This window comes from Salmonella sp. SAL04213 (genome assembly GCF_046550535.1).
Lineage (GTDB): Bacteria > Pseudomonadota > Gammaproteobacteria > Enterobacterales > Enterobacteriaceae > Salmonella > Salmonella enterica.
The window spans coordinates 232,427-253,176 of sequence record NZ_JBGDXS010000006.1 but is presented as its reverse complement, the minus strand read 5'-3'; the positions used below and the strand labels follow the sequence as shown (position 1 = coordinate 253,176).

Annotated in this window: 17 protein-coding genes, 1 pseudogene and 1 CRISPR repeat array; of the genes and pseudogenes, 9 read left to right on the top strand and 9 right to left on the bottom strand. The window is 50.7% G+C overall.

Translation table 11 applies throughout. The annotated features are described in order from the left end of the window. Positions 1 to 11 precede the first annotated feature (11 nt). The 4 genes and pseudogenes from rlmD to ACLJPQ_RS16450 form a co-directional block, all read left to right on the top strand. Positions 12 to 1,307 carry a 23S rRNA (uracil(1939)-C(5))-methyltransferase RlmD gene (gene rlmD / locus ACLJPQ_RS16465; protein WP_000046860.1) on the top strand — a complete coding sequence of 432 codons (1,296 nt, stop codon included), beginning with the start codon at positions 12 to 14 and terminating at the stop codon, positions 1,305 to 1,307. A 51-nt stretch (positions 1,308 to 1,358) separates the two neighbouring features. After that, the gene (relA, locus tag ACLJPQ_RS16460; protein ID WP_080184769.1) at positions 1,359 to 3,593 is read left to right on the top strand and encodes a GTP diphosphokinase; all 2,235 of its coding nucleotides are present in this window, start codon (positions 1,359 to 1,361) and stop codon (positions 3,591 to 3,593) included. Between the two features lie 84 nt (positions 3,594 to 3,677). Beyond that, positions 3,678 to 4,034, top strand: coding sequence for a type II toxin-antitoxin system ParD family antitoxin (locus tag ACLJPQ_RS16455; RefSeq protein ID WP_023785404.1), 357 nt, complete (start codon positions 3,678 to 3,680; stop codon positions 4,032 to 4,034). Next, positions 4,000 to 4,119, top strand: a pseudogene (locus tag ACLJPQ_RS16450) (type II toxin-antitoxin system RelE/ParE family toxin); the annotation flags it as partial. The gene ACLJPQ_RS16455 and the pseudogene ACLJPQ_RS16450, both read left to right, overlap by 35 nt. A 119-nt stretch (positions 4,120 to 4,238) precedes the next feature. Here ACLJPQ_RS16450 and ACLJPQ_RS16445 read toward each other — a convergent pair. From ACLJPQ_RS16445 to ACLJPQ_RS16410, 8 genes are all read right to left on the bottom strand, one after another. Further along, the gene (locus tag ACLJPQ_RS16445; protein WP_227490277.1) at positions 4,239 to 5,288 is read right to left on the bottom strand and encodes a hypothetical protein; all 1,050 of its coding nucleotides are present in this window, start codon (positions 5,286 to 5,288) and stop codon (positions 4,239 to 4,241) included. Positions 5,289 to 5,299: 11 nt separating this feature from the next. Then, entirely contained in the window at positions 5,300 to 6,385 is a 1,086-nt protein-coding gene (locus ACLJPQ_RS16440) for a hypothetical protein (protein ID WP_080184767.1), read from the bottom strand. Between the two features lie 28 nt (positions 6,386 to 6,413). After that, positions 6,414 to 6,950 carry a fimbrial protein gene (locus ACLJPQ_RS16435; RefSeq protein ID WP_001079643.1) on the bottom strand — a complete coding sequence of 179 codons (537 nt, stop codon included), beginning with the start codon at positions 6,948 to 6,950 and terminating at the stop codon, positions 6,414 to 6,416. Then, on the bottom strand, positions 6,947 to 7,417 hold the full coding sequence (locus tag ACLJPQ_RS16430) for a fimbrial protein (protein ID WP_000832396.1): 471 nt from the start codon (positions 7,415 to 7,417) through the stop codon (positions 6,947 to 6,949). Before ACLJPQ_RS16430 ends, ACLJPQ_RS16435 begins: the two co-directional genes overlap by 4 nt. Positions 7,418 to 7,431: 14 nt before the next feature. Then, on the bottom strand, positions 7,432 to 7,938 hold the full coding sequence (locus ACLJPQ_RS16425; RefSeq protein WP_000178262.1) for a fimbrial protein: 507 nt from the start codon (positions 7,936 to 7,938) through the stop codon (positions 7,432 to 7,434). Between the two features lie 19 nt (positions 7,939 to 7,957). Further along, the gene (locus ACLJPQ_RS16420) at positions 7,958 to 8,731 is read right to left on the bottom strand and encodes a fimbria/pilus periplasmic chaperone (RefSeq protein WP_001044459.1); all 774 of its coding nucleotides are present in this window, start codon (positions 8,729 to 8,731) and stop codon (positions 7,958 to 7,960) included. A 12-nt stretch (positions 8,732 to 8,743) separates the two neighbouring features. Then, positions 8,744 to 11,440: a fimbrial biogenesis outer membrane usher protein gene (locus tag ACLJPQ_RS16415; protein WP_071586544.1), complete on the bottom strand. Its 2,697-nt coding sequence runs from the start codon at positions 11,438 to 11,440 to the stop codon at positions 8,744 to 8,746. A gap of 82 nt (positions 11,441 to 11,522) precedes the next feature. Further along, positions 11,523 to 12,110, bottom strand: a complete 588-nt coding sequence (locus tag ACLJPQ_RS16410; RefSeq protein WP_000842511.1) for a fimbrial protein — start codon at positions 12,108 to 12,110, stop codon at positions 11,523 to 11,525. A gap of 605 nt (positions 12,111 to 12,715) precedes the next feature. Between ACLJPQ_RS16410 and mazG the strand changes: the two genes are divergently transcribed. The 5 genes from mazG to ACLJPQ_RS16385 all read left to right on the top strand — a co-directional run bounded on the left by mazG (position 12,716) and on the right by ACLJPQ_RS16385 (position 20,070). Further along, positions 12,716 to 13,516, top strand: coding sequence for a nucleoside triphosphate pyrophosphohydrolase (gene mazG / locus ACLJPQ_RS16405; protein ID WP_000210454.1), 801 nt, complete (start codon positions 12,716 to 12,718; stop codon positions 13,514 to 13,516). A gap of 227 nt (positions 13,517 to 13,743) precedes the next feature. Then, on the top strand, positions 13,744 to 15,381 hold the full coding sequence (gene pyrG / locus ACLJPQ_RS16400; protein WP_000210863.1) for a glutamine hydrolyzing CTP synthase: 1,638 nt from the start codon (positions 13,744 to 13,746) through the stop codon (positions 15,379 to 15,381). Between the two features lie 82 nt (positions 15,382 to 15,463). Beyond that, complete coding sequence (gene eno, locus ACLJPQ_RS16395) at positions 15,464 to 16,762, top strand: phosphopyruvate hydratase (protein ID WP_000036734.1); 1,299 nt, start codon at positions 15,464 to 15,466, stop codon at positions 16,760 to 16,762. A 135-nt stretch (positions 16,763 to 16,897) separates the two neighbouring features. Beyond that, positions 16,898 to 17,569 carry a 7-carboxy-7-deazaguanine synthase QueE gene (queE, locus tag ACLJPQ_RS16390; protein WP_001199961.1) on the top strand — a complete coding sequence of 224 codons (672 nt, stop codon included), beginning with the start codon at positions 16,898 to 16,900 and terminating at the stop codon, positions 17,567 to 17,569. A 296-nt stretch (positions 17,570 to 17,865) separates the two neighbouring features. After that, positions 17,866 to 19,175: direct repeats of the CRISPR family, unit length 29 nt; unit sequence GTGTTCCCCGCGCCAGCGGGGATAAACCG. A gap of 97 nt (positions 19,176 to 19,272) precedes the next feature. After that, the gene (locus ACLJPQ_RS16385; RefSeq protein ID WP_001208007.1) at positions 19,273 to 20,070 is read left to right on the top strand and encodes an MBL fold metallo-hydrolase; all 798 of its coding nucleotides are present in this window, start codon (positions 19,273 to 19,275) and stop codon (positions 20,068 to 20,070) included. An 89-nt stretch (positions 20,071 to 20,159) separates the two neighbouring features. Here ACLJPQ_RS16385 and queD read toward each other — a convergent pair whose 3' ends face one another. Beyond that, positions 20,160 to 20,522: a 6-carboxytetrahydropterin synthase QueD gene (gene queD / locus ACLJPQ_RS16380; protein ID WP_000108313.1), complete on the bottom strand. Its 363-nt coding sequence runs from the start codon at positions 20,520 to 20,522 to the stop codon at positions 20,160 to 20,162. Between the last annotated feature and the right edge of the window lie 228 nt (positions 20,523 to 20,750).

The following is a 20,750-nucleotide window of genomic DNA, read 5'->3' as shown; positions in this document are numbered from 1 at the left end:
AAAGCTGGTCGATGGCGCAATTCTACTCTGCAAAACGGCGCGTGACGACGCGTCAGATCATAACCGTTAAAGTCAATGACCTCGATTCATTTGGTCAGGGCGTAGCCCGTCATAACGGAAAGGCGCTGTTTATCCCCGGTTTATTGCCTGAGGAAAGCGCAGAAGTCATTATTACAGAAGATAAAAAGCAATTTGCCCGCGCACGCGTTTCGCGCCGTTTGAATGATAGCCCGGAACGAGAAACGCCGCGCTGCCCGCATTTTGGCGTCTGCGGCGGTTGTCAGCAACAGCATGTCAGCATCACCCTGCAACAACGCAGCAAAAGCGCGGCGCTGGCGCGTTTGATGAAACACGAGGTGAATGACATCATCGCCGGCGCGCCCTGGGGTTATCGGCGTCGTGCGCGGTTAAGTCTGAATTGCCCGCCGGATAAACCGCTGCAAATGGGATTTCGCAAAGCGGGTTCCAGCGATATCGTCAATGTCGAACAGTGCCCCGTTTTGGCGCCCCAGCTTGCAGCATTGCTGCCCCGAATCAGGGCGTGTCTGGCGAGTTTACACGGCACCCGACATCTTGGGCATGTTGAGCTGGTACAGGCGGGAAGCGGTACGCTGATGATTCTGCGCCATACCGCGCCATTAAGTGCGGCGGATAAAGAAAAACTGGAACGCTTTTCGCATTCTGAGGGATTGTCTCTGTTTCTGGCGCCGTTTAGCGAGATACTGGAAACGGTATCTGGCGAGGCGCCCTGGTATGATTCGCACGGCTTACGTTTAGCCTTCAGTCCGCGAGACTTTATTCAGGTTAATGAGGCGGTAAACCAGCAAATGGTCGCCCGCGCGCTGGAGTGGCTTGATGTGCGCGCCGAGGATCGTGTCCTGGATCTGTTCTGCGGAATGGGGAATTTTACGCTGCCGCTGGCAACGCGCGCGGCAAGCGTGATTGGGGTTGAGGGCGTTCCGGCTCTGGTAGAAAAAGGCCGTGAAAACGCCATCCGCAATGGTTTACATAATGTGACATTCTTCCATGAGAACCTGGAGGAAGATGTCACGAAGCAGCCGTGGGCGAAAAACGGCTTTGACAAAGTCTTACTCGATCCTGCGCGTGCGGGGGCTACAGGAGTGATGCGACATATTATAAAATTAAAACCTATTCGCATTGTTTATGTATCCTGTAACCCGGCGACGCTGGCGCGCGATAGTGAAGCGCTGGTCAATGCGGGATATGAGGTTACGCGTTTAGCGATGCTCGACATGTTCCCGCACACAGGACATCTGGAATCAATGGTTCTGTTCGAGCGCATGTAATGATTACCGGCTTACCGACTTCGGTAGGCTTGGTCCCTTAAGGAGAGGACGATGGTCGCGGTAAGAAGTGCACATATTAATAAAGCTGGTGAATTTGATCCGAAAAAGTGGATCGCAAGCCTGGGAATTTCCAGCCAGCAGTCGTGTGAGCGCTTAGCCGAAACCTGGGCGTATTGCCTGCAACAGACACAAGGACATCCGGATGCGGATCTGTTGCTGTGGCGTGGCGTGGAGATGGTAGAAATTCTTTCCACGCTGAGTATGGATATCGACACGCTGCGGGCGGCGCTACTGTTCCCTCTGGCCGACGCCAACGTAGTCAGCGAAGATGTACTGCGCGAAAGCGTTGGCAAATCTATCGTTACCCTGATTCATGGCGTGCGAGATATGGCGGCGATCCGTCAGCTAAACGCCACTCATAACGACTCTGTTTCTTCGGAGCAGGTTGATAACGTCCGTCGAATGTTATTGGCGATGGTGGATGATTTCCGCTGCGTGGTCATCAAACTGGCCGAGCGAATCGCTCATTTGCGCGAAGTGAAAGAGGCGCCGGAAGATGAGCGCGTACTGGCGGCGAAAGAATGTACCAACATCTATGCGCCGCTCGCTAATCGTCTGGGCATCGGACAACTGAAGTGGGAACTGGAAGACTACTGTTTCCGCTACCTGCATCCGGCGGAATACAAACGCATCGCCAAACTGCTGCATGAGCGCCGTCTCGATCGCGAACATTACATCGAAGAGTTTGTTGGACATCTGCGCGCCGAAATGAAAAACGAAGGCGTGCAGGCGGAAGTCTACGGACGACCAAAACATATTTATAGCATCTGGCGCAAAATGCAGAAAAAGCATCTGGCGTTTGATGAACTCTTTGACGTGCGCGCCGTGCGTATTGTCGCTGAACGTCTGCAAGACTGCTACGCCGCGTTGGGGATAGTGCATACGCATTATCGTCACCTGCCGGATGAATTCGATGATTATGTCGCTAACCCGAAACCGAACGGTTACCAGTCTATCCACACCGTGGTCCTGGGACCGGGCGGTAAAACCGTTGAGATCCAGATTCGTACCAAACAGATGCATGAAGACGCCGAACTGGGCGTGGCGGCACACTGGAAGTATAAAGAAGGCACCGCGTCCGGCGGCGTGCGCTCCGGTCATGAAGACAGAATTGCGTGGCTGCGTAAGCTGATCGCCTGGCAGGAAGAGATGGCCGACTCCGGCGAAATGCTGGATGAAGTGCGCAGCCAGGTCTTCGATGACCGGGTTTACGTCTTTACGCCAAAAGGTGACGTTGTGGACTTACCTGCAGGCTCCACGCCGCTGGACTTTGCGTACCACATTCACAGTGATGTAGGGCATCGTTGCATTGGCGCGAAAATTGGTGGGCGCATCGTGCCGTTTACCTACCAGTTACAGATGGGCGATCAGGTTGAAATTATCACTCAGAAGCAGCCGAATCCCAGCCGCGACTGGCTGAATCCAAACCTGGGCTATGTGACGACCAGCCGCGGACGCTCGAAAATTCACGCCTGGTTCCGTAAACAGGACCGTGACAAAAATATCCTGGCTGGACGGCAGATCCTCGATGATGAGCTGGCGCATTTGGGGATTAGCCTGAAAGAGGCCGAGAAACATCTGCTGCCGCGCTACAACTTTAATGAGCTGGAAGAGTTGCTGGCGGCGATAGGCGGCGGCGATATCCGTCTTAATCAGATGGTGAATTTCCTGCAATCGCAGTTCAATAAGCCGAGTGCAGAGGAACAGGATGCAGCGGCGCTGAAACAGCTTCAACAAAAAACATACGCGCCGCAAAATCGTCGTAAAGACGACGGGCGCGTGGTGGTAGAAGGCGTGGGTAATTTGATGCACCACATCGCCCGCTGCTGCCAGCCGATTCCGGGGGATGAAATTGTCGGCTTCATTACTCAGGGGCGGGGGATTTCCGTGCACCGGGCCGACTGCGAACAGCTGGCGGAACTGCGCTCACATGCGCCGGAGCGGATCGTAGAGGCGGTATGGGGCGAAAGCTATTCGGCGGGATATTCGCTGGTGGTGCGCGTCCAGGCCAACGATCGCAGCGGCTTGCTGCGCGATATCACCACCATTCTGGCTAACGAAAAAGTCAACGTGCTGGGCGTCGCCAGCCGCAGCGACATTAAACAGCAGATCGCCACCATTGATATGACCATCGAGATCTACAACCTGCAGGTGCTGGGCCGCGTGCTCGGTAAGCTGAACCAGGTGCCGGATGTGATTGATGCACGGCGACTGCACGGGGGGTAAACCCCAGACAGTAATAATGTAGCGGCTTTGCTACTCGTTCAGCAAAGCCGCATTAGCCAACCCCATAAGCATGAGATATGGGGTATGTTTTCGACGTACATTTCATTTCCGGTGTACTCTTATGTAAGATTTATACTTACAGTGGAGGCTGTTATGGCCAGAACAATGACCGTTGATCCTGGCGATGAACTGCGTGAGTTTATTGAATCGCTCATAGAATCAGGTGATTACAGAACACAAAGTGAAGTGATCAGAGAGTCTCTTCGTCTGCTGAGGGAAAAACAGGCCGAGTCACGACTTCAGGCGTTATGTGAACTTCTGGCTGAAGGTCTGAACAGCGGAGAGCCGCAGGCCTGGGAAAAGGATGCCTTTTTACGGAAGGTCAAAACAGGGATGATCAAACCCGATGAGAACGGTAAAATTAACGCCAAAGGCCAGTGAAGATCTGGAAAATATCTGGCATTACGGCTGGCAGCATTTTGGCGAAATACAGGCCGATCGATATATTAATCATCTATCAGATATTATTCGGGATGTAGGGAGATACTCGAGGGCTACGGCTTGATGTTTTATAAAGATATCTGGTAGCTATCTGCTTACCAGATATCTGGTATGGTTCCATGAAAATCGGTTTTGTTCAAATTTCTATTCGTATGGCAGTAATACGGTTACCGCACAATCGGTGTCAATGTTGACTCGTCCCCAGGTACCACGAAGTTCTACCATCTGTGAACGGGCACATTCAGTATTGTTTTGATCACAGGGAATAGCCTCAATCTGCATGTTTTTATCATCACATGCTATTGATACTGTTGCATTATCTATTATTTGTGCACAAATTGAATCTGATTCATAGACATCACAGGGCATATTTCCATGTCTTAAAAAAATATTTGCAATGAGCTCATTGGTTTTTGGTCCACTAAATTCTTTATTTATTGAGGTTACTTCTGAGTATTTATCAAAAGAAGCAGTTAAATTTTCAGGATCGATTGAAGCGATAATTTGTACGCTGTCACTATAAAATGACATTTTATCATTAATGGTGGTAATGCTGGTCCCAAAATTGGCGTCAATAATCGAAATTTCCGTTTTTATATTATGGTCTGTAAAGCCGTAATCAGTTATACTATAAGCGTCATAGGATACTTGATGTTTTTTGGTGTTGTAAGTTATTTCCCCATCAATATATTGCGATTGTGCGTAATCATATGAAGATGGTTCGATATGTAATTTTAAATCTTGTTTGATTATTTGTGCATCGTATAGTGGTGATATATTTAATTGTGCATCGATATTGCTGGTCCAGACACAATCAAGTGTGGAATTATCATGTGATGTACAGCGGGCCCGGCGGGTTTCAGTCATATTGGGAAGTGTGAAAAAAGTGCTGCCAATGATCATTCTTATACTGGAATCCATTGTTATCGTTGATTCAATATCGACCCATAGCCCAGGGGCGCACGTTACCTGACTGCCACGTAGTTTTCCACCAGTACATAACATCTCAATATTCTCTGGTAATAATGATGTTCTAACCCGTAGGTCACTATTTAAATCAGCTGTACCTGCCCCTCTGCCTGCCATATTATTCAATTCGGCATTGATCTTAACGTATCCAGATCCAAATGTATTGTTGGTGAAGCACATGAATAGAATAAATGAAATTATGATTCTTTTGTTTATGGTCATCATTTTTCCTGTGTTTATTCGTAGGGTATCAAAACGGTGATTGCACAAGTTGTATCAATGCTGACTTTCCCCCAGGTACCATTTATCGTACCTACTTTGCCGTTCAGGCAATGTGTTGTGTCTGAAGCATTACAAGTGCTGCTAAAGGCAAGCTGCGCATTCAGATCGTGACATACAAGAGCAACCGACGTCTTATTAAGACTGTAGTTACACAAGGATGTATCGTCGCATGGCGTATTGCCATGGTAGAGATATACAGAGGCTAGCTCGACATTATTTTTTGCGCCAGTCATGGCGACTTCTGTACTGTGCACTATCGTATTTTCAGAAAATGAAGCATCTAATATTTCTGGAGGCAAATAACGATGTAGGGTGGACGCTGGAGAGCCATTAAGTACAAGTGATCCGTTCCATATACCGAAATCACCCTCGGTATCTTCTGTCACTGTTACAGTCCATTTGAATTTCAGATTCTCAATGCCCGATGTTTCCGGTTCATAACTAGCGTAACTGCTTACCGATTCATCAATAATAATATGGCCGGAAAGGGATGAATATTGATTAGTGTCATTATTTCCTCCTCCGGGTATTACCGAAACTGTAAGATTTTGCTGGTTAATTGTTATTCCATTCTGTTTGGTAAGTAAGGTGAGGGGAAGTGAAAATGATTTATCCCATATACAAATTGCGCTGTTAGTTGCCTGATTACCCGTACAGTCGGCATGTGCCGTCGCTTTTACCGCTTCACCAGTAAAACTATAAGTGATACCGTTATCGACAGCGGTTGTATTGATGAAAGAAGTTGATGGATCAAACTCAAGGGTGGATTCAAGTCCATAGGGAATTGTACCTTGAGTAGTACAACCACCCCCATCGCCTCCACCTGACTTAGTGCACGATGAAAGGATATGAATGTTTGTTGGTAATGGGGTATGGATGGTATCGAGTGTAGGATCGCCAGTCAGTGCACCAAGACTATCAAACTGTGAAATAATTTGAGAATTATATTCTATATCCGTTCTTACTTCAGCGCATTGTAGCGCAATACACCAAAAACCAGATATTATTACCAGTATTAGCTGTAATAAAATTCGCTGCATTTCATATCCTTATAATTTTACCTATAGCTTACTGATATTCAAAACTCACTGTTGCGCTACCCGAAAATTCCCCCGGCATAACCTCTTCACCAGCGTATTTTTGCAGCCTGGCCTGCAAGTTGATGGTGGTAATCCCTTCCTTCAGCACAAAAGCTGTACCCTCTGTTGCATTGATACTCACTGGTTGCTGTGCAACCGTTTCCACGCCAATCGCAAAACCACTGGCTTCCGACGAGGGCTCCAGCGCCAGCAGTCCGGGCAGAGTACTGTCTTCAACGCCCTGAAAGGCCACCAGCACGCCGTTGGCTAGCGCTGTTTTGCAATCCTGGAGGCTAAGTGTGAATGGAACAGGAGTGGTTTGCCCGCTGGCGTCGAAATTGTCACTGCCAATAGTATGAAAATCCACCGTCGCCATCGTGTCATTATCCACTACCAGGTTACAGGCGCCGGCAACCAGCTTACCGCTGTAGTGCACATTAGGCGTGGCGGCAGGTAGCGTATTGCAAACCGCCCATAACATTACGCCTCCGATCAAATGCCCGGCAGTTTGAAAAATACGGTTCATTGGTAATCCACCTGTAACGTGGCAAAAGCCTCAAAATCGCCTTCGGCAGGCTCTTTACCGGGCTGTTTTACCGGCACGGCTTTTAGTGTGGGAAGCGATGACTCATCGATGGTTAGCGACGTGCCGGGAGGAAATACCGTGCCGTTCTGCTGAAGTTCAATGCCCAGCTCAGGGACATTGGTGGTTAAGGCATTTGCGGAGTAAGGCGTCGCCGTGCCCAGATAGCTCAACGTAAAAGTTAATGCGTCATCGCGAAAGCTGCTGTCGCAGGTAAGGGTCCACGGGATCTCGGTCAGGTAATTGACGCCGTCAATATTATCAATAATCACGCTACCAAAACTGACCTCCAGCGTTTCACCATTATTGATAGTACAGGCGGGCGGGTTTATCAGTTTGCCGTGAAAGGTCAAATTGTCGGCGCAGGCAAACTGGGTGATTAAAAGCGTCAGGATAAGCACCCTTTTCACTATGAATCTCTCCATCACTGGTAATCCACGACTAACGTCGCACTGGCGTTAAAATCGCCACCCGCTAACTGCGTGGTGGGCTCTTTAACCGGTACGGCTTCCAGCTCCGGCCCATTGCTGCCGCTCAGGGTGAAGTTCAGCCAATCCGTTATGCCAACCGGAACCAGTTGTTTATTGCCCGCCTGCTGAATACGGATGCCTAACCCCTGCACCGAAGTTTGCAGAACCTGCTCCCCGCTGATGGTGGTAGTGCTCCCCTGAATTTGTAGCTTCAGATAGTCACTCGCTCTGCCATCGCAGTTCAGGCTGTAGCCCACAGGTTTCGTTTGAGAAACATCGCCAACTTTGGTGGTCAGGACATCGCCAAACTCTACGGAAGCGCCGCCTACCGTACAGGGCGGTGGTTGAGTGACGACCAGATGCAGCTCCAGTTGCACGGTTTTTGTGCCGGCAGCCTCGGTGCCGGTAACGAATCCACCGCACAGCAGCACCAGTATTTTCCAGCGAGTCAACATCGTCATAGATCTCTTTCGCACAGGATTACTTATTCGCTTTCTTCTCAGCGTCACGGGTTTTTTCCTCATTGACCTTGCAGGTATTCCCTGAGCAGGTAAAAACCAGCAGGCGATGACCGCCGTAATCATCGACGTAGCCCACCACCGGTGAGCTGCCGAGCGAGGCACCTTTGATGGGAGAGGTCACTTTTTCACGCGGGGCAATCAGCAGGTTTTTAAAGCCGGAGGCGGTTTCGTTCTCTTTACTACCGGCATTGCTGATGACGAGGTAAAACGGTGTGGGGTTGTCGAAGATCACACCATCGCCCTGGTAGGTCAGCGTGAGCTTCGTCTGCCACGGGTGCGTCTTATCCACCTGCCGGGCGACGGCTACCGGGCGGTAGAAAAACTTAATACGCGTTTGCAGCGCCAGCTGGAGCGTATTAGGCTTATCGCTTTTCGGCGGAATTTCCCGCACGTTGAAATAAAACAGACTTTCCCGGTCCTGCGGTAGGCTAGCCGCGGCTGGTAACGGCTGGACTTTAACCTGCCCGTCGGATTTTGGCTCAATACGCTGCAGCGGCGGCAGGGCGGTAAAATAGCGGGTATCTTTGGCGAACTTATCGTCTTCCAGCCACGCCTGTGCGAGATAGGGCAGAGTGGCGTTGCCGTTTTTCAGCGTGACGGTGATTGAATTTTCATTGCCGTTAAAAATAACGCGGGTACGATCCGGCACAATCGCGCTGTGCGATACCAGCGGCGCAGCCAGTAATACCGAAGCGATAAGCGCCTGGCGCTTAAAATGGTTGGTCTTGTTCATTACAGGTTCCCTTTATTCCATATCCTTGCGATTCACCGCATGGTTGTCAGCCAGCGGTATGGGCGGGGTTTGAGTGGTTGTCGCCACCGGCGCGGCCGGTTGGCCATCGGTTTGCGTATGTTCCTGGATTAGCGGTTGCGCAGGCAGCGGAGAACTTTTCTGCGGTGCGGTGGGGGGCTGACCTTCCAGCATTTTGCACGGCAGCAATAGCGCGTTGGCCAATAGCTCCGGTGTAAACGTGGGCGGGAGTGATGCTTCACACTGCGCCGCGCCATCCCAGAAGACTTTCAATGTTTCCCCGGCTTTTACGCCCGCCAGCCAGGCGTTGCCGTCATCGGCCACCAGGCCCAACTGCTGCTGGCGCTCGTTTTTCACTTCGGCGCCGAAAGGTGGGAAGTCGCCGTCTGCCAGCCGGAAAACCGCCATCATTTTCTCGCCGCTGACCACGTCAAAGTGGCGGTAGCCGATGGCGCCTTCGGTGAGCGTGATCTGCACAACCGACTTAGTAGCTTCCGCCTTCTCCGGCAATTTGTTCAGATCGATACGCGCCAGGCTGCGCGAATAGCTTCCGACATCCGCAATCACGGCCTTGCCGAAAATGTTGGTTGAGGTTGGCGAGCCGTTACCGCTAACGGGGACGTCCGCAATGCCGTCGGTATCAACCAGCAAACGTGTGCTGCCCGCTAAACTTCCCCGGTGTAGCGCGCCGCCCTGGGTGGTCAGCGTCATGCCGCCGCGCAGCGACATGCCCAGTGAACGGTACGATCCTTCTTCATAATCCGCGCTCAGATCGATGTCCGTCAGCGCGCCCTGATGGCTGTAATAACCGTCTGCCTGCGCGCCTTGTTCATCCTGCCCGACGTGAAGCTGCCAGTTATCGCCGTTCTGGCTGTGGCCGGAATAGCCGAGCTGATTACGGTGTTGACTACCGTTAAACGTACCGTTGTAGCTGATGGAATCATTGCCCCAGGGAACAGACAGCGAGATATAGACGCCATCATCTTTATCACCGTTATATTCGCTGCGATAGCCGTTCAGCGACGCACTGAGATTTTTTATCGACCCTAAGTCGAAGTACCAGGAAAGAGACAGGTTATAGTTACTCTGATCCGGGCTGTCCCAGAAGGTACTGCGTGAGTAGCTGAAATAGGCGCTCATGCCCTGTTCACGGAAGTTCTGGTTATAGGTGACCGTATAGCGTTCTTTTTCGTGACCGGCATTGAGATGATGATAGGTTTTCGCATCCAGATAGTCGCTCATGCTCATAAAGTTCTTTTCTGAGAAGCGGTATCCGGCAAAGGTTAGTCGGCTGTCGATTTCATCAAAGTCACGGGAGTAGCTGATGCGATATGAGTTACCCTGCAGAGTTTCGCCGTCAAACCCGTCGTCTTGCGGCATGTGGGCGATGGAGTGCGTAATGTCCACCGCCACCGCGCCCACCACGCCAAGATCCTTACCGCTTCCCAGCGCCACGGCCTGATAGTTGCTTTCTCCAATTGCGCCGCCATAGAGCGACCAGCCGTTGGTGACCCCCCACGAAGCTTCCGCCGAGGCGAATGTGCCGGTAATGGGGTGATGATCCCAGTCCTGCGGGCGGCCCAGCGCCATCTTGTAGCGCACCATGCCGGGGCGCGTCAGGAAGGGAACCGATGCGGTGTTAACGTCAAACTCTTGGGTCTGACCGTTCTGCTCTTCCACGGTGACGTGCAACGTACCGGAAACGGACTGGTTGAGATCCTGAATACGGAACGGTCCTGCGGGCACCTGCGTTTCATACAGTACGCGCCCCTGCCAGGAGACTTTGACTTTTGCATTAGAGCGCGCAATGCCCACGATCTCCGGCGCATAGCCGCGCAGTTTCGGCGGCAGCATCTGATCGTCAGAAACGACGCTGGCACCGATATAGTTAAAGCTGTCGAAAACATCGGACTGGAGATAGCTTTCGCCCAGCGTAAGTTTGGCCCCGAGCGTCGGTAGTGCGCGATAGGCGTAGTAGCGGCTCCAGCTCTGATCGTGGAGGGTAGAAGTGTTCTCGTCATCGTCACGATGGTCGTAGCTGGCCTGCCAGTCGGCCCGCAGTCGCCATGCGCCCAGGTTCGCGCCTAACGTCCCGTTGCCGCTGATGCTTTGCTCTTCGCTGCCGCTTTCTTGATCGTGGCGGAGCTGATTATTAATGTTGTAATCCAGAATGATGCCGGGAATACCATTATCCCAGCGGGCGGGTGGGTCCCAGTCGACATCGCTGTATTCCATATACGCCTGGGGTAAATTCACCAGCAGCGTGGAGTGTCCCAGGTCAGCCTGAAAATCCATGCCTTTCAGTGAATCTGGCGCCAGACATTGTCGTTCGCCGTGCGTTATCCAGACGAGTTTTTCCGCGAGTTCCGGTTTTATACCCAATTGCGTAACTAATTCTGGTTCTGCGCAAACCTCACTTCCTTGTGGATCATGTTCTGGAATAACCCAGTTAACAGGAAATTCCTGCGGCAGAGTCTGTCCGTTAATTTTAATTTGTAAGAGGTAGACGCCTGGCAGAATAAAACCCTTACGAGAAAACTGTGCAATGTTAACGTTATCGCGATTTTTTACATCGAGGAAATCGGTATTAAATTCGATGTCTTTGCCTGACGCGCTATAAGGGGAGACGCTTAGAAGCATTCCCACTCCGCACGCTATTGGGCAAAGAACACTTTTCCATGTGTTATTCATCAAATATATTCCGCAATAAAACTCAACAGGAATACCCTACCTAAAGCGGCAGGGTATTATCGTCGTGACTCTGTTAACTGAATTACAGGTAAGAGATAGTGACGTTGGCGGCGCTGCTGAATTCACCTGTGCCTACGGTGCCGGTTGCTGCGCCAACCAGCCAGGCGGTGAAATTCAGGCTTTGCTTCTCATCAAGGATGCTGTCTCCGTCCAGGTCCGCAATGGCCTGTGTATAGGTATCGCCCAGTTTGATATTGTTTTTGCCAGCATCGCCGATTGCCAGGCTTACGTTGCTAATAGCGCCAGTGCCGTCAGTCTTCATCAGCGCGAGATTATCCGTGGCGCCTGTAGCCGCTGTGGTTCCACTACCTGTAGTGAATACCACATTCATATTTTTCTCGGTAGCCCAGGTACAACCCTCAAGATCGATATGAAAGGTACGGGCATTGTTGATGGTCGTTTTACCATTACTCAGCGTGCCATTACCGATACTTGAACCCATATTGACTGTTTGATCTTCCGTATCCAATGTGACAGAGCAGGGGGAATCAACAATATTACCAAGGAAAGTGACCTTCGCTGTGTTGCTACCCGCGGCTTGAGCGCCGGAGACAATTCCCATAACTAAAGATGCAGTTACTGCCAGTTTACAAAAATGAGATGACTTCATCGTGTTATCCTTAATTAACGTGTTTTATGGCAACATTTTGTACGCGTATACCAAGGGATATGCGGCATAGAGCCATGCTGCGGGCTTTGGGTAAAAAATAGGTCATAATAAAAATATTATATTTCTACATTTTTATGAGTATATTCTTATGAGCTGAATGATCGCACCTGCTCATAGAATATTATATGTAATACTTTCAATATATTTATTTCATGTATGTTCCAGAAAAAACAAAAAAGCGGTCTTTTTTGAATATTAAACTGGCGTGCATGCTACTCGTTTTTCCGTAAAAGTGAAATAATTTATTTTTTTGAAAGGGAAGTCTCTTTGGGTGGGGTGCTTATAGTGTTTGCATAATTTTTTTTACTTAATTGATGTTATTTATAATGCCTGGTGCAAATATCTGTTTTTTTAATAAATTAGTTATATGATTATTATATTGTTGTGTATCGATTAATAATTTTAAAGTTATACGGGGAAGGTAGCATTCAACACCTGTTAACAATATATTTTATTATATAGGCGTTACCGTAGTGTCTCTGTGCGTGAATGGTTAAGAATAATACGTTACAATTGTCGCTGGTATTTACAACCGATTAAAAACCATGACAACTAACCATCAAATTGACCGTCTTCTCACCCTCATGCAGCGCCTGCGTGACCCGGAAAACGGCTGCCCGTGGGATAAAGAGCAGACCTTCGCCAGCATCGCGCCTTATACGCTGGAAGAAACCTATGAAGTACTGGATGCGATTGCGCGTGAGGATTTTGACGATTTGCGCGGCGAACTGGGCGACCTGTTGTTCCAGGTGGTGTTTTACGCGCAGATGGCGCAGGAAGAAGGCCGCTTCGATTTTAATGATATCTGCGCTGCCATCAGCGACAAGCTGGAGCGCCGCCATCCGCATGTTTTTGGCGAGCTTTCCGCGGATAATAGCGAAGAAGTCTTAGCTCGCTGGGAGCAAATCAAAACGGAAGAGCGCGCGCAAAAAGCGCAGCATTCCGCGCTGGACGATATTCCGCGCAGTTTACCGGCCTTAATGCGCGCGCAAAAAATCCAGAAACGGTGTTCAAACGTGGGCTTTGACTGGACGACGCTGGGACCGGTCGTCGATAAGGTCTATGAAGAGATCGATGAGGTGATGTTCGAGGCGCGGCAGGCGGTTGTTGATCAGGCTAAACTGGAAGAGGAAATGGGCGATTTGCTCTTTGCCACGGTCAACATGGCGCGTCATTTAGGTACGAAAGCGGAGCTCGCTTTGCAAAAAGCGAACGATAAATTTGAACGTCGTTTTCGCGAAGTTGAACGTATTGTCGCCGCCAGAGGCCTGGAAATGACCGGGGTGGACCTGGAAACAATGGAAGAAGTTTGGCAGGAAGTAAAACGCCAGGAAATTGATCTCTAAAGGTTTTAGGCGGTCAAGAGCGATTTGTGTGATTTTTTAAATAACAAGCGCTTGATTTACGTCAAAAACATTTACCTCAAAGGGGCTATTTTCTCCCTCCCTGTGTGAATGTCAGCCTGACGAAGAGGAGGAATAATGAAAGTTTGTGGCGTAGGTCATGTTCGGGTATACTGCTTTCCCGTCCTGGTTATTCCATCGTCTTTTAAACCTAACTTCTCAGGTTCCGCATGACAACGAACTATATTTTTGTGACCGGCGGGGTCGTATCCTCTCTGGGTAAAGGCATTGCCGCAGCCTCCCTCGCAGCCATTCTGGAAGCCCGTGGTCTCAACGTGACCATCATGAAACTGGATCCGTACATCAACGTCGATCCGGGTACTATGAGCCCAATCCAACACGGGGAAGTGTTCGTTACTGAAGACGGCGCTGAAACCGACCTGGACCTGGGGCACTACGAGCGTTTCATCCGCACCAAGATGTCTCGCCGCAACAACTTCACGACTGGCCGCATCTACTCCGACGTTCTGCGTAAAGAACGCCGTGGCGACTATCTGGGCGCAACCGTACAGGTAATCCCTCACATCACTAACGCGATTAAAGAGCGCGTGCTGGAAGGTGGCGAAGGCCACGATGTGGTACTGGTGGAAATCGGCGGTACCGTCGGTGATATCGAATCGCTGCCGTTTCTTGAGGCGATTCGTCAATTGGCGGTAGATATCGGTCGTGAACACGCGCTGTTTATGCACCTGACGCTGGTACCTTACCTGGCGGCTGCGGGCGAAGTGAAAACTAAACCGACTCAGCACTCCGTGAAAGAGCTGCTGTCTATCGGTATTCAGCCCGATATTCTGATTTGTCGTTCCGATCGCGCGGTTCCTGCCAACGAGCGTGCAAAAATTGCATTGTTCTGTAATGTGCCGGAAAAAGCCGTTATTTCAATGAAAGATGTCGATTCCATTTATAAAATTCCAGGCCTGTTGAAATCTCAGGGGCTTGATGATTATATTTGTAAACGATTCAGCTTGAACTGTCCGGAAGCTAACCTGTCTGAATGGGAACAGGTCATTTACGAAGAAGCGAACCCGGCAGGCGAAGTGACTATCGGCATGGTCGGCAAATATATTGAACTGCCGGATGCCTATAAGTCAGTGATCGAAGCGCTGAAACACGGTGGTCTGAAAAACCGCGTTACCGTCAACATCAAATTGATCGATTCGCAAGATGTTGAAACGCGCGGCGTCGAAATTCTGAAAGATTTGGACGCTATCCTGATCCCCGGTGGCTTCGGCTATCGTGGCGTTGAAGGTAAAATCGCCACTGCGCGCTATGCGCGTGAAAACAATATTCCTTATCTGGGCATTTGCTTGGGGATGCAGGTTGCGTTGATTGAGTTCGCTCGTAACGTGGCCGGCATGGACAACGCCAACTCAACGGAATTTGTGCCAGACTGTAAGTACCCGGTTGTGGCGTTAATTACCGAGTGGCGCGATGAAGACGGTAACGTTGAAGTCCGTAGCGAGAAGAGCGATCTGGGTGGCACCATGCGCCTGGGCGCGCAGCAGTGCCAGCTTAGCGATGACAGTCTGGTACGTCAGTTGTACGGCGCGTCGACGATTGTTGAACGTCATCGCCATCGTTACGAAGTCAACAATATGTTGTTGAAACAAATTGAAGCAGCGGGTCTGCGTGTCGCAGGCCGTTCCGGTGATGATCAGTTAGTCGAGATCATTGAGGTACCGAATCATCCGTGGTTCGTGGCCTGTCAGTTCCATCCGGAATTTACTTCCACGCCGCGTGATGGACATCCGTTGTTCGCCGGCTTTGTTAAAGCCGCCAACGAGCATCAGAAACGTCAGGCGAAGTAAAAAAGTTAGAACGGCGGTGCACCCTCAGCGGTGCACCGTTTGTCTGAAGTTTTAGTTTAACTAGTGACTTGAGGAAAACCTAATGTCCAAAATCGTTAAAGTCATCGGTCGTGAAATCATCGACTCCCGTGGTAACCCGACTGTTGAAGCTGAAGTACACCTGGAAGGTGGTTTCGTAGGTATGGCGGCGGCTCCGTCAGGTGCTTCTACTGGTTCCCGCGAAGCGCTGGAACTGCGCGATGGCGACAAATCCCGTTTCCTGGGTAAAGGCGTAACCAAAGCTGTTGGCGCGGTTAACGGCCCGATCGCTCAGGCTATTCTTGGCAAAGACGCTAAAGACCAGGCTGGCATCGACAAAATCATGATCGACCTGGACGGTACTGAAAACAAATCTAACTTCGGTGCAAACGCCATTCTGGCTGTCTCTCTGGCTAACGCCAAAGCTGCTGCTGCCGCTAAAGGTATGCCGCTGTACGAGCACATTGCTGAACTGAACGGCACTCCGGGCAAATACTCCATGCCGGTTCCGATGATGAACATCATCAACGGCGGCGAGCACGCTGACAACAACGTCGACATCCAGGAATTCATGATCCAGCCGGTTGGCGCGAAAACGGTTAAAGAAGCCATCCGTATGGGTTCTGAAGTTTTCCATCACCTGGCAAAAGTGCTGAAAGGCAAAGGCATGAACACCGCTGTGGGTGACGAAGGCGGCTATGCGCCGAACCTGGGCTCCAACGCGGAAGCGCTGGCTGTTATCGCTGAAGCGGTTAAAGCGGCTGGTTACGAGCTGGGTAAAGACATCACCCTGGCGATGGACTGCGCAGCATCTGAATTCTACAAAGACGGTAAATACGTTCTGGCTGGCGAAGGCAACAAAGCGTTCACCTCCGAAGAATTCACCCACTTCCTGGAAGAACTGACCAAACAGTACCCGATCGTTTCCATCGAAGATGGTCTGGACGAGTCTGACTGGGACGGTTTTGCATACCAGACCAAAGTACTGGGCGACAAAATCCAGCTGGTTGGTGACGACCTGTTCGTAACCAACACCAAAATCCTGAAAGAAGGCATCGAGAAAGGCATCGCTAACTCCATCCTGATCAAATTCAACCAGATCGGTTCTCTGACCGAAACTCTGGCTGCAATCAAGATGGCGAAAGACGCTGGCTACACTGCTGTCATCTCTCACCGTTCTGGCGAAACTGAAGACGCTACCATCGCTGACCTGGCTGTTGGTACCGCTGCAGGCCAGATCAAAACCGGTTCTATGAGCCGTTCTGACCGTGTTGCTAAATACAACCAGCTGATTCGTATCGAAGAAGCTCTGGGCGAAAAAGCACCGTACAACGGTCGTAAAGAGATCAAAGGCCAGGCGTAATCCTGCTTTTACCTCTTAACGTATAAACCCGCTTCGGCGGGTTTTTTTGTATCGGTTCAATAGCGCAGCCGCTGCGCATGACCGGGCAGACGAAATCTGCAATAATTAACGATTATCCCCTTAACAGAGAACGCTATGCAGTACCCGATTAACGAGATGTTCCAGACCCTACAAGGCGAGGGTTATTTTACCGGCGTCCCCGCTATTTTTATTCGTTTACAGGGATGTCCGGTCGGCTGTGCCTGGTGTGATACTAAGCATACCTGGGATAAACTGAGCGATCGGGAAGTGTCTCTGTTCAGCATTCTGGCAAAAACCAAAGAGAGCGACAAATGGGGTGCTGCGAGCAGTGAAGACTTGCTGGCAGTAATTAATCGTCAGGGCTATACCGCGCGTCACGTTGTCATCACCGGTGGCGAACCCTGTATTCACGACCTCATGCCGCTCACCGATCTGCTTGAAAAGAGTGGTTTTAGTTGCCAGATTGAAACCAGCGGGACGCATGAAGTGCGCTGTACGCCCAATACCTGGGTCACGGTTTCACCAAAAGTGAATATGCGCGGGGGATATGACGTGCTTTCCCAGGCGCTGGAGCGCGCCAATGAAATCAAGCATCCCGTTGGGCGAGTTCGTGATATTGAGGCGCTGGATGAACTGTTAGCCACGTTGAGCGATGATAAACCGCGCGTGATTGCTTTGCAGCCCATTAGCCAGAAAGAAGACGCGACGCGTCTGTGTATTGAAACGTGTATTGCACGTAACTGGCGGCTGTCTATGCAAACGCATAAATATTTAAATATCGCCTGATGCATTACTAATCTTACAGACGGCCTGCCGATGCCGTCTGTGACTCATCCATTACCTTGCATTGTTTATTTTCTCTATGTGAATTTCGATGAGTGTATAAAAGCGCTGATAAATTTTTCCATAGCGATGCACGGATCACGCTATTTTGGTAAATTTAAAGAAAAAATCATTCTATGAACTTTTTTGCATCAAAATCAGCAAATTAGCTGTTCTTTAATAATTTAAATTGTTGCGATTATGTTGGTAGAATGTGGTGCTGACAAAAAGTAGTTTATAAACAATGATATACGTTTAGTGTGTTCCCCGCGCCAGCGGGGATAAACCGTCGTCCGAACGTACCCTGGCTGTCCAGGCCGCGTGTTCCCCGCGCCAGCGGGGATAAACCGTATCGTTCCACTGGTTCATCAGCGTCCAGTTGGTGTTCCCCGCGCCAGCGGGGATAAACCGCTCACCCGATTAAACAAGAGGAGCGCAGAAACGTGTTCCCCGCGCCAGCGGGGATAAACCGTTTATATCCAGTTTTCGGCAGAAGCGCCGCAAGTGTTCCCCGCGCCAGCGGGGATAAACCGCAGTATTTCGGCATGGCAAGCCGCAGCGCGAAGTGTTCCCCGCGCCAGCGGGGATAAACCGATAATCGGGATACATTTTGTTGTCCGGGTGGCGTGTTCCCCGCGCCAGCGGGGATAAACCGTCAGAGCCTTTTTGATGAAGTACTACGGCAACGTGTTCCCCGCGCCAGCGGGGATAAACCGGCGTACAGCCGTATGCCTCAGACTCCCCACGAGTGTTCCCCGCGCCAGCGGGGATAAACCGGCGCACCGCTTTAGAGTGCCAGGCATAGGCAAGTGTTCCCCGCGCCAGCGGGGATAAACCGGGCCGATATACAGTTTTTACTGTGGGATGCGCGTGTTCCCCGCGCCAGCGGGGATAAACCGTTTACGGGCGCACAGCGAAAACTACCGAAACCGTGTTCCCCGCGCCAGCGGGGATAAACCGCGGAAATTCAGGGAACCCCGGAAGCGATTAGAGTGTTCCCCGCGCCAGCGGGGATAAACCGCAGCGCAGACTACTGGCGCTGACGGCTCGTACGTGTTCCCCGCGCCAGCGGGGATAAACCGCCTCCGGAAGAGCGGAATCCGACATAATTATTGTGTTCCCCGCGCCAGCGGGGATAAACCGACTCGCTTATGCATAGTGACAATTGGGCAACCGTGTTCCCCGCGCCAGCGGGGATAAACCGTTGAAAGAGCAATTAGCGCCGCTGGCATCAAGGTGTTCCCCGCGCCAGCGGGGATAAACCGGCGCCGCGCAGTTCGTGGACGCGAAACGGATTGTGTTCCCCGCGCCAGCGGGGATAAACCGCTACACATGCACCGGGTATCCGTGAGCATGATGTGTTCCCCGCGCCAGCGGGGATAAACCGGCGGGCATGTAAATAGCAGGTCAGCAGATACGGTGTTCCCCGCGCCAGCGGGGATAAACCGACACAAATGCAGTTAGCTAATCGTGCATGGCGGTGTTCCCCGCGCCAGCGGGGATAAACCGGCAACAGTGCTGGTGGAATTAAAAACACCGACGTGTTCCCCGCGCCAGCGGGGATAACCGTTGCATAATCATAATCTGTGTACCAGTAATGGCTGCTACAAACCTGTAAAGTAAAAAGGCCGCGTTTTTCCGGGGAGGCTTTTATACAGGAGAAGGCCATGGCGTTAAGGATCAGGGTATTGCTCGAAAATCATAAGGGGGCTGGAGCGGATAAATCGTTGAAGGCCAGGCCAGGGTTAAGCCTGTTGGTCGAGGATGAGTCTACGTCTATCTTGTTCGATACCGGCCCTGATGGCAGTTTTATGCAAAACGCGTTGGCGATGGGGATCGACCTGTCCGATGTGTCTGCTGTGGTGCTTTCGCATGGTCATTACGATCATTGCGGCGGCGTGCCGTGGCTTCCTGATAACAGTCGAATCATCTGCCATCCCGATATTGCGCGTGAACGTTATGCGGCAATGACTTTTCTCGGTATTACCCGAAAAATAAAAAAATTGTCGCGTGAGGTGGACTATTCACGCTATCGAATGATGTACACGCGTGACCCCCTGCCGATTGGCGAAAACTTTATCTGGTCAGGGGAAATACCGGTGGTCGCGCCTGAAGCCTACGGCATTTTTGGCGGCCACGATGCGGAGCCGGACTCTATTTTGGATGAGGGCGTACTGATTTATCAATCGACAAAAGGATTAGTCATCATTACGGGATGCGGGCATCGGGGGATCGCAAATATTGTCCGGCACTGTCAGAACATTACCGGTATAAAGCGGATTTACGCGCTTGTCGGCGGATTTCATCTCCGCTGCGCATCACCGTTCACGCTGTGGCGAGTCAGGCGCTTTCTGCAAGAACAAAAACCTGAAAAACTATGCGGTTGTCACTGTACAGGGGCCTGGGGGCGGTTGTGGCTACCGGAAATAACCGCACCTGCAACCGGTGATGTACTGCGCTTTTAACACCACGCGCTGGACAATGTTTTCACTGATGAAACGTCGTGTGGATAGGCTGGAATCAATCTGCCATCCAGCCCACGCGTTAATAAACCTTATTCGCCGCGATAGACGCAGCCGGCTGTACAGGTTTCTTTCACCATCACGGCGCTCAGTAGCGGCACGACGGGCTTAACCTGATCCCAAATCCATTTTGCCAGCACTTCGCTGGTGGGATTGGACAGCCCTGGAATATCATTGAGATAGTAGTGATCAAGACGATCGTAAGTCGGTTTAAACGCCGCTTTGAGATCCGCGAAATCCATAATCCAACCGGTATGCGGATCGACTTCACCGGTAATTTCGAGACGCACCATAAACGAGTGTCCGTGCAGGCGGCCGCACTTATGCCCTTCAGGCACGTGTGGCAGGCGGTGAGCGGCTTCAAAGGTGAAATCTTTATACAACGTGGTGGACATGATGAACTCTCAGGCAATAAAAAAACCGCCGTAGGGTACCGGAAAGCGCATTTTTTATCATTAACTAAAACCATTCTCCGCCTTGTGACGGGCAATTAATTTAAGAATTTCCAGAAAATTTAATAATTATCAATCATTTATAAAATCGATTTTGGCGTTAATCACGATAACTAAAACAGGTTAGTTCATTTGGTTATTTGTTATTTCCAACCCTTCTTTAATTGTTAT

Excerpts from the sequence above, each read along its gene's own strand:
- queE (WP_001199961.1), top strand. The coding sequence starts at position 16,898 with ATGCAGTACCCGATTAACGAGATGTTCCAGACCCTACAAGGCGAGGGT.
- ACLJPQ_RS16455 (WP_023785404.1), top strand. The coding sequence starts at position 3,678 with ATGTTTTCGACGTACATTTCATTTCCGGTGTACTCTTATGTAAGATTT.
- ACLJPQ_RS16440 (WP_080184767.1), bottom strand. The coding sequence starts at position 6,385 with ATGCAGCGAATTTTATTACAGCTAATACTGGTAATAATATCTGGTTTT.
- ACLJPQ_RS16435 (WP_001079643.1), bottom strand. The coding sequence starts at position 6,950 with ATGAACCGTATTTTTCAAACTGCCGGGCATTTGATCGGAGGCGTAATG.
- ACLJPQ_RS16425 (WP_000178262.1), bottom strand. The coding sequence starts at position 7,938 with ATGACGATGTTGACTCGCTGGAAAATACTGGTGCTGCTGTGCGGTGGA.
- ACLJPQ_RS16420 (WP_001044459.1), bottom strand. The coding sequence starts at position 8,731 with ATGAACAAGACCAACCATTTTAAGCGCCAGGCGCTTATCGCTTCGGTA.
- mazG (WP_000210454.1), top strand. The coding sequence starts at position 12,716 with ATGACAACTAACCATCAAATTGACCGTCTTCTCACCCTCATGCAGCGC.
- ACLJPQ_RS16410 (WP_000842511.1), bottom strand. The coding sequence starts at position 12,110 with ATGAAGTCATCTCATTTTTGTAAACTGGCAGTAACTGCATCTTTAGTT.
- ACLJPQ_RS16445 (WP_227490277.1), bottom strand. The coding sequence starts at position 5,288 with ATGATGACCATAAACAAAAGAATCATAATTTCATTTATTCTATTCATG.
- eno (WP_000036734.1), top strand. The coding sequence starts at position 15,464 with ATGTCCAAAATCGTTAAAGTCATCGGTCGTGAAATCATCGACTCCCGT.
- ACLJPQ_RS16385 (WP_001208007.1), top strand. The coding sequence starts at position 19,273 with ATGGCGTTAAGGATCAGGGTATTGCTCGAAAATCATAAGGGGGCTGGA.
- pyrG (WP_000210863.1), top strand. The coding sequence starts at position 13,744 with ATGACAACGAACTATATTTTTGTGACCGGCGGGGTCGTATCCTCTCTG.
- relA (WP_080184769.1), top strand. The coding sequence starts at position 1,359 with ATGGTCGCGGTAAGAAGTGCACATATTAATAAAGCTGGTGAATTTGAT.
- rlmD (WP_000046860.1), top strand. The coding sequence starts at position 12 with ATGGCGCAATTCTACTCTGCAAAACGGCGCGTGACGACGCGTCAGATC.
- queD (WP_000108313.1), bottom strand. The coding sequence starts at position 20,522 with ATGTCCACCACGTTGTATAAAGATTTCACCTTTGAAGCCGCTCACCGC.
- ACLJPQ_RS16415 (WP_071586544.1), bottom strand. The coding sequence starts at position 11,440 with ATGAATAACACATGGAAAAGTGTTCTTTGCCCAATAGCGTGCGGAGTG.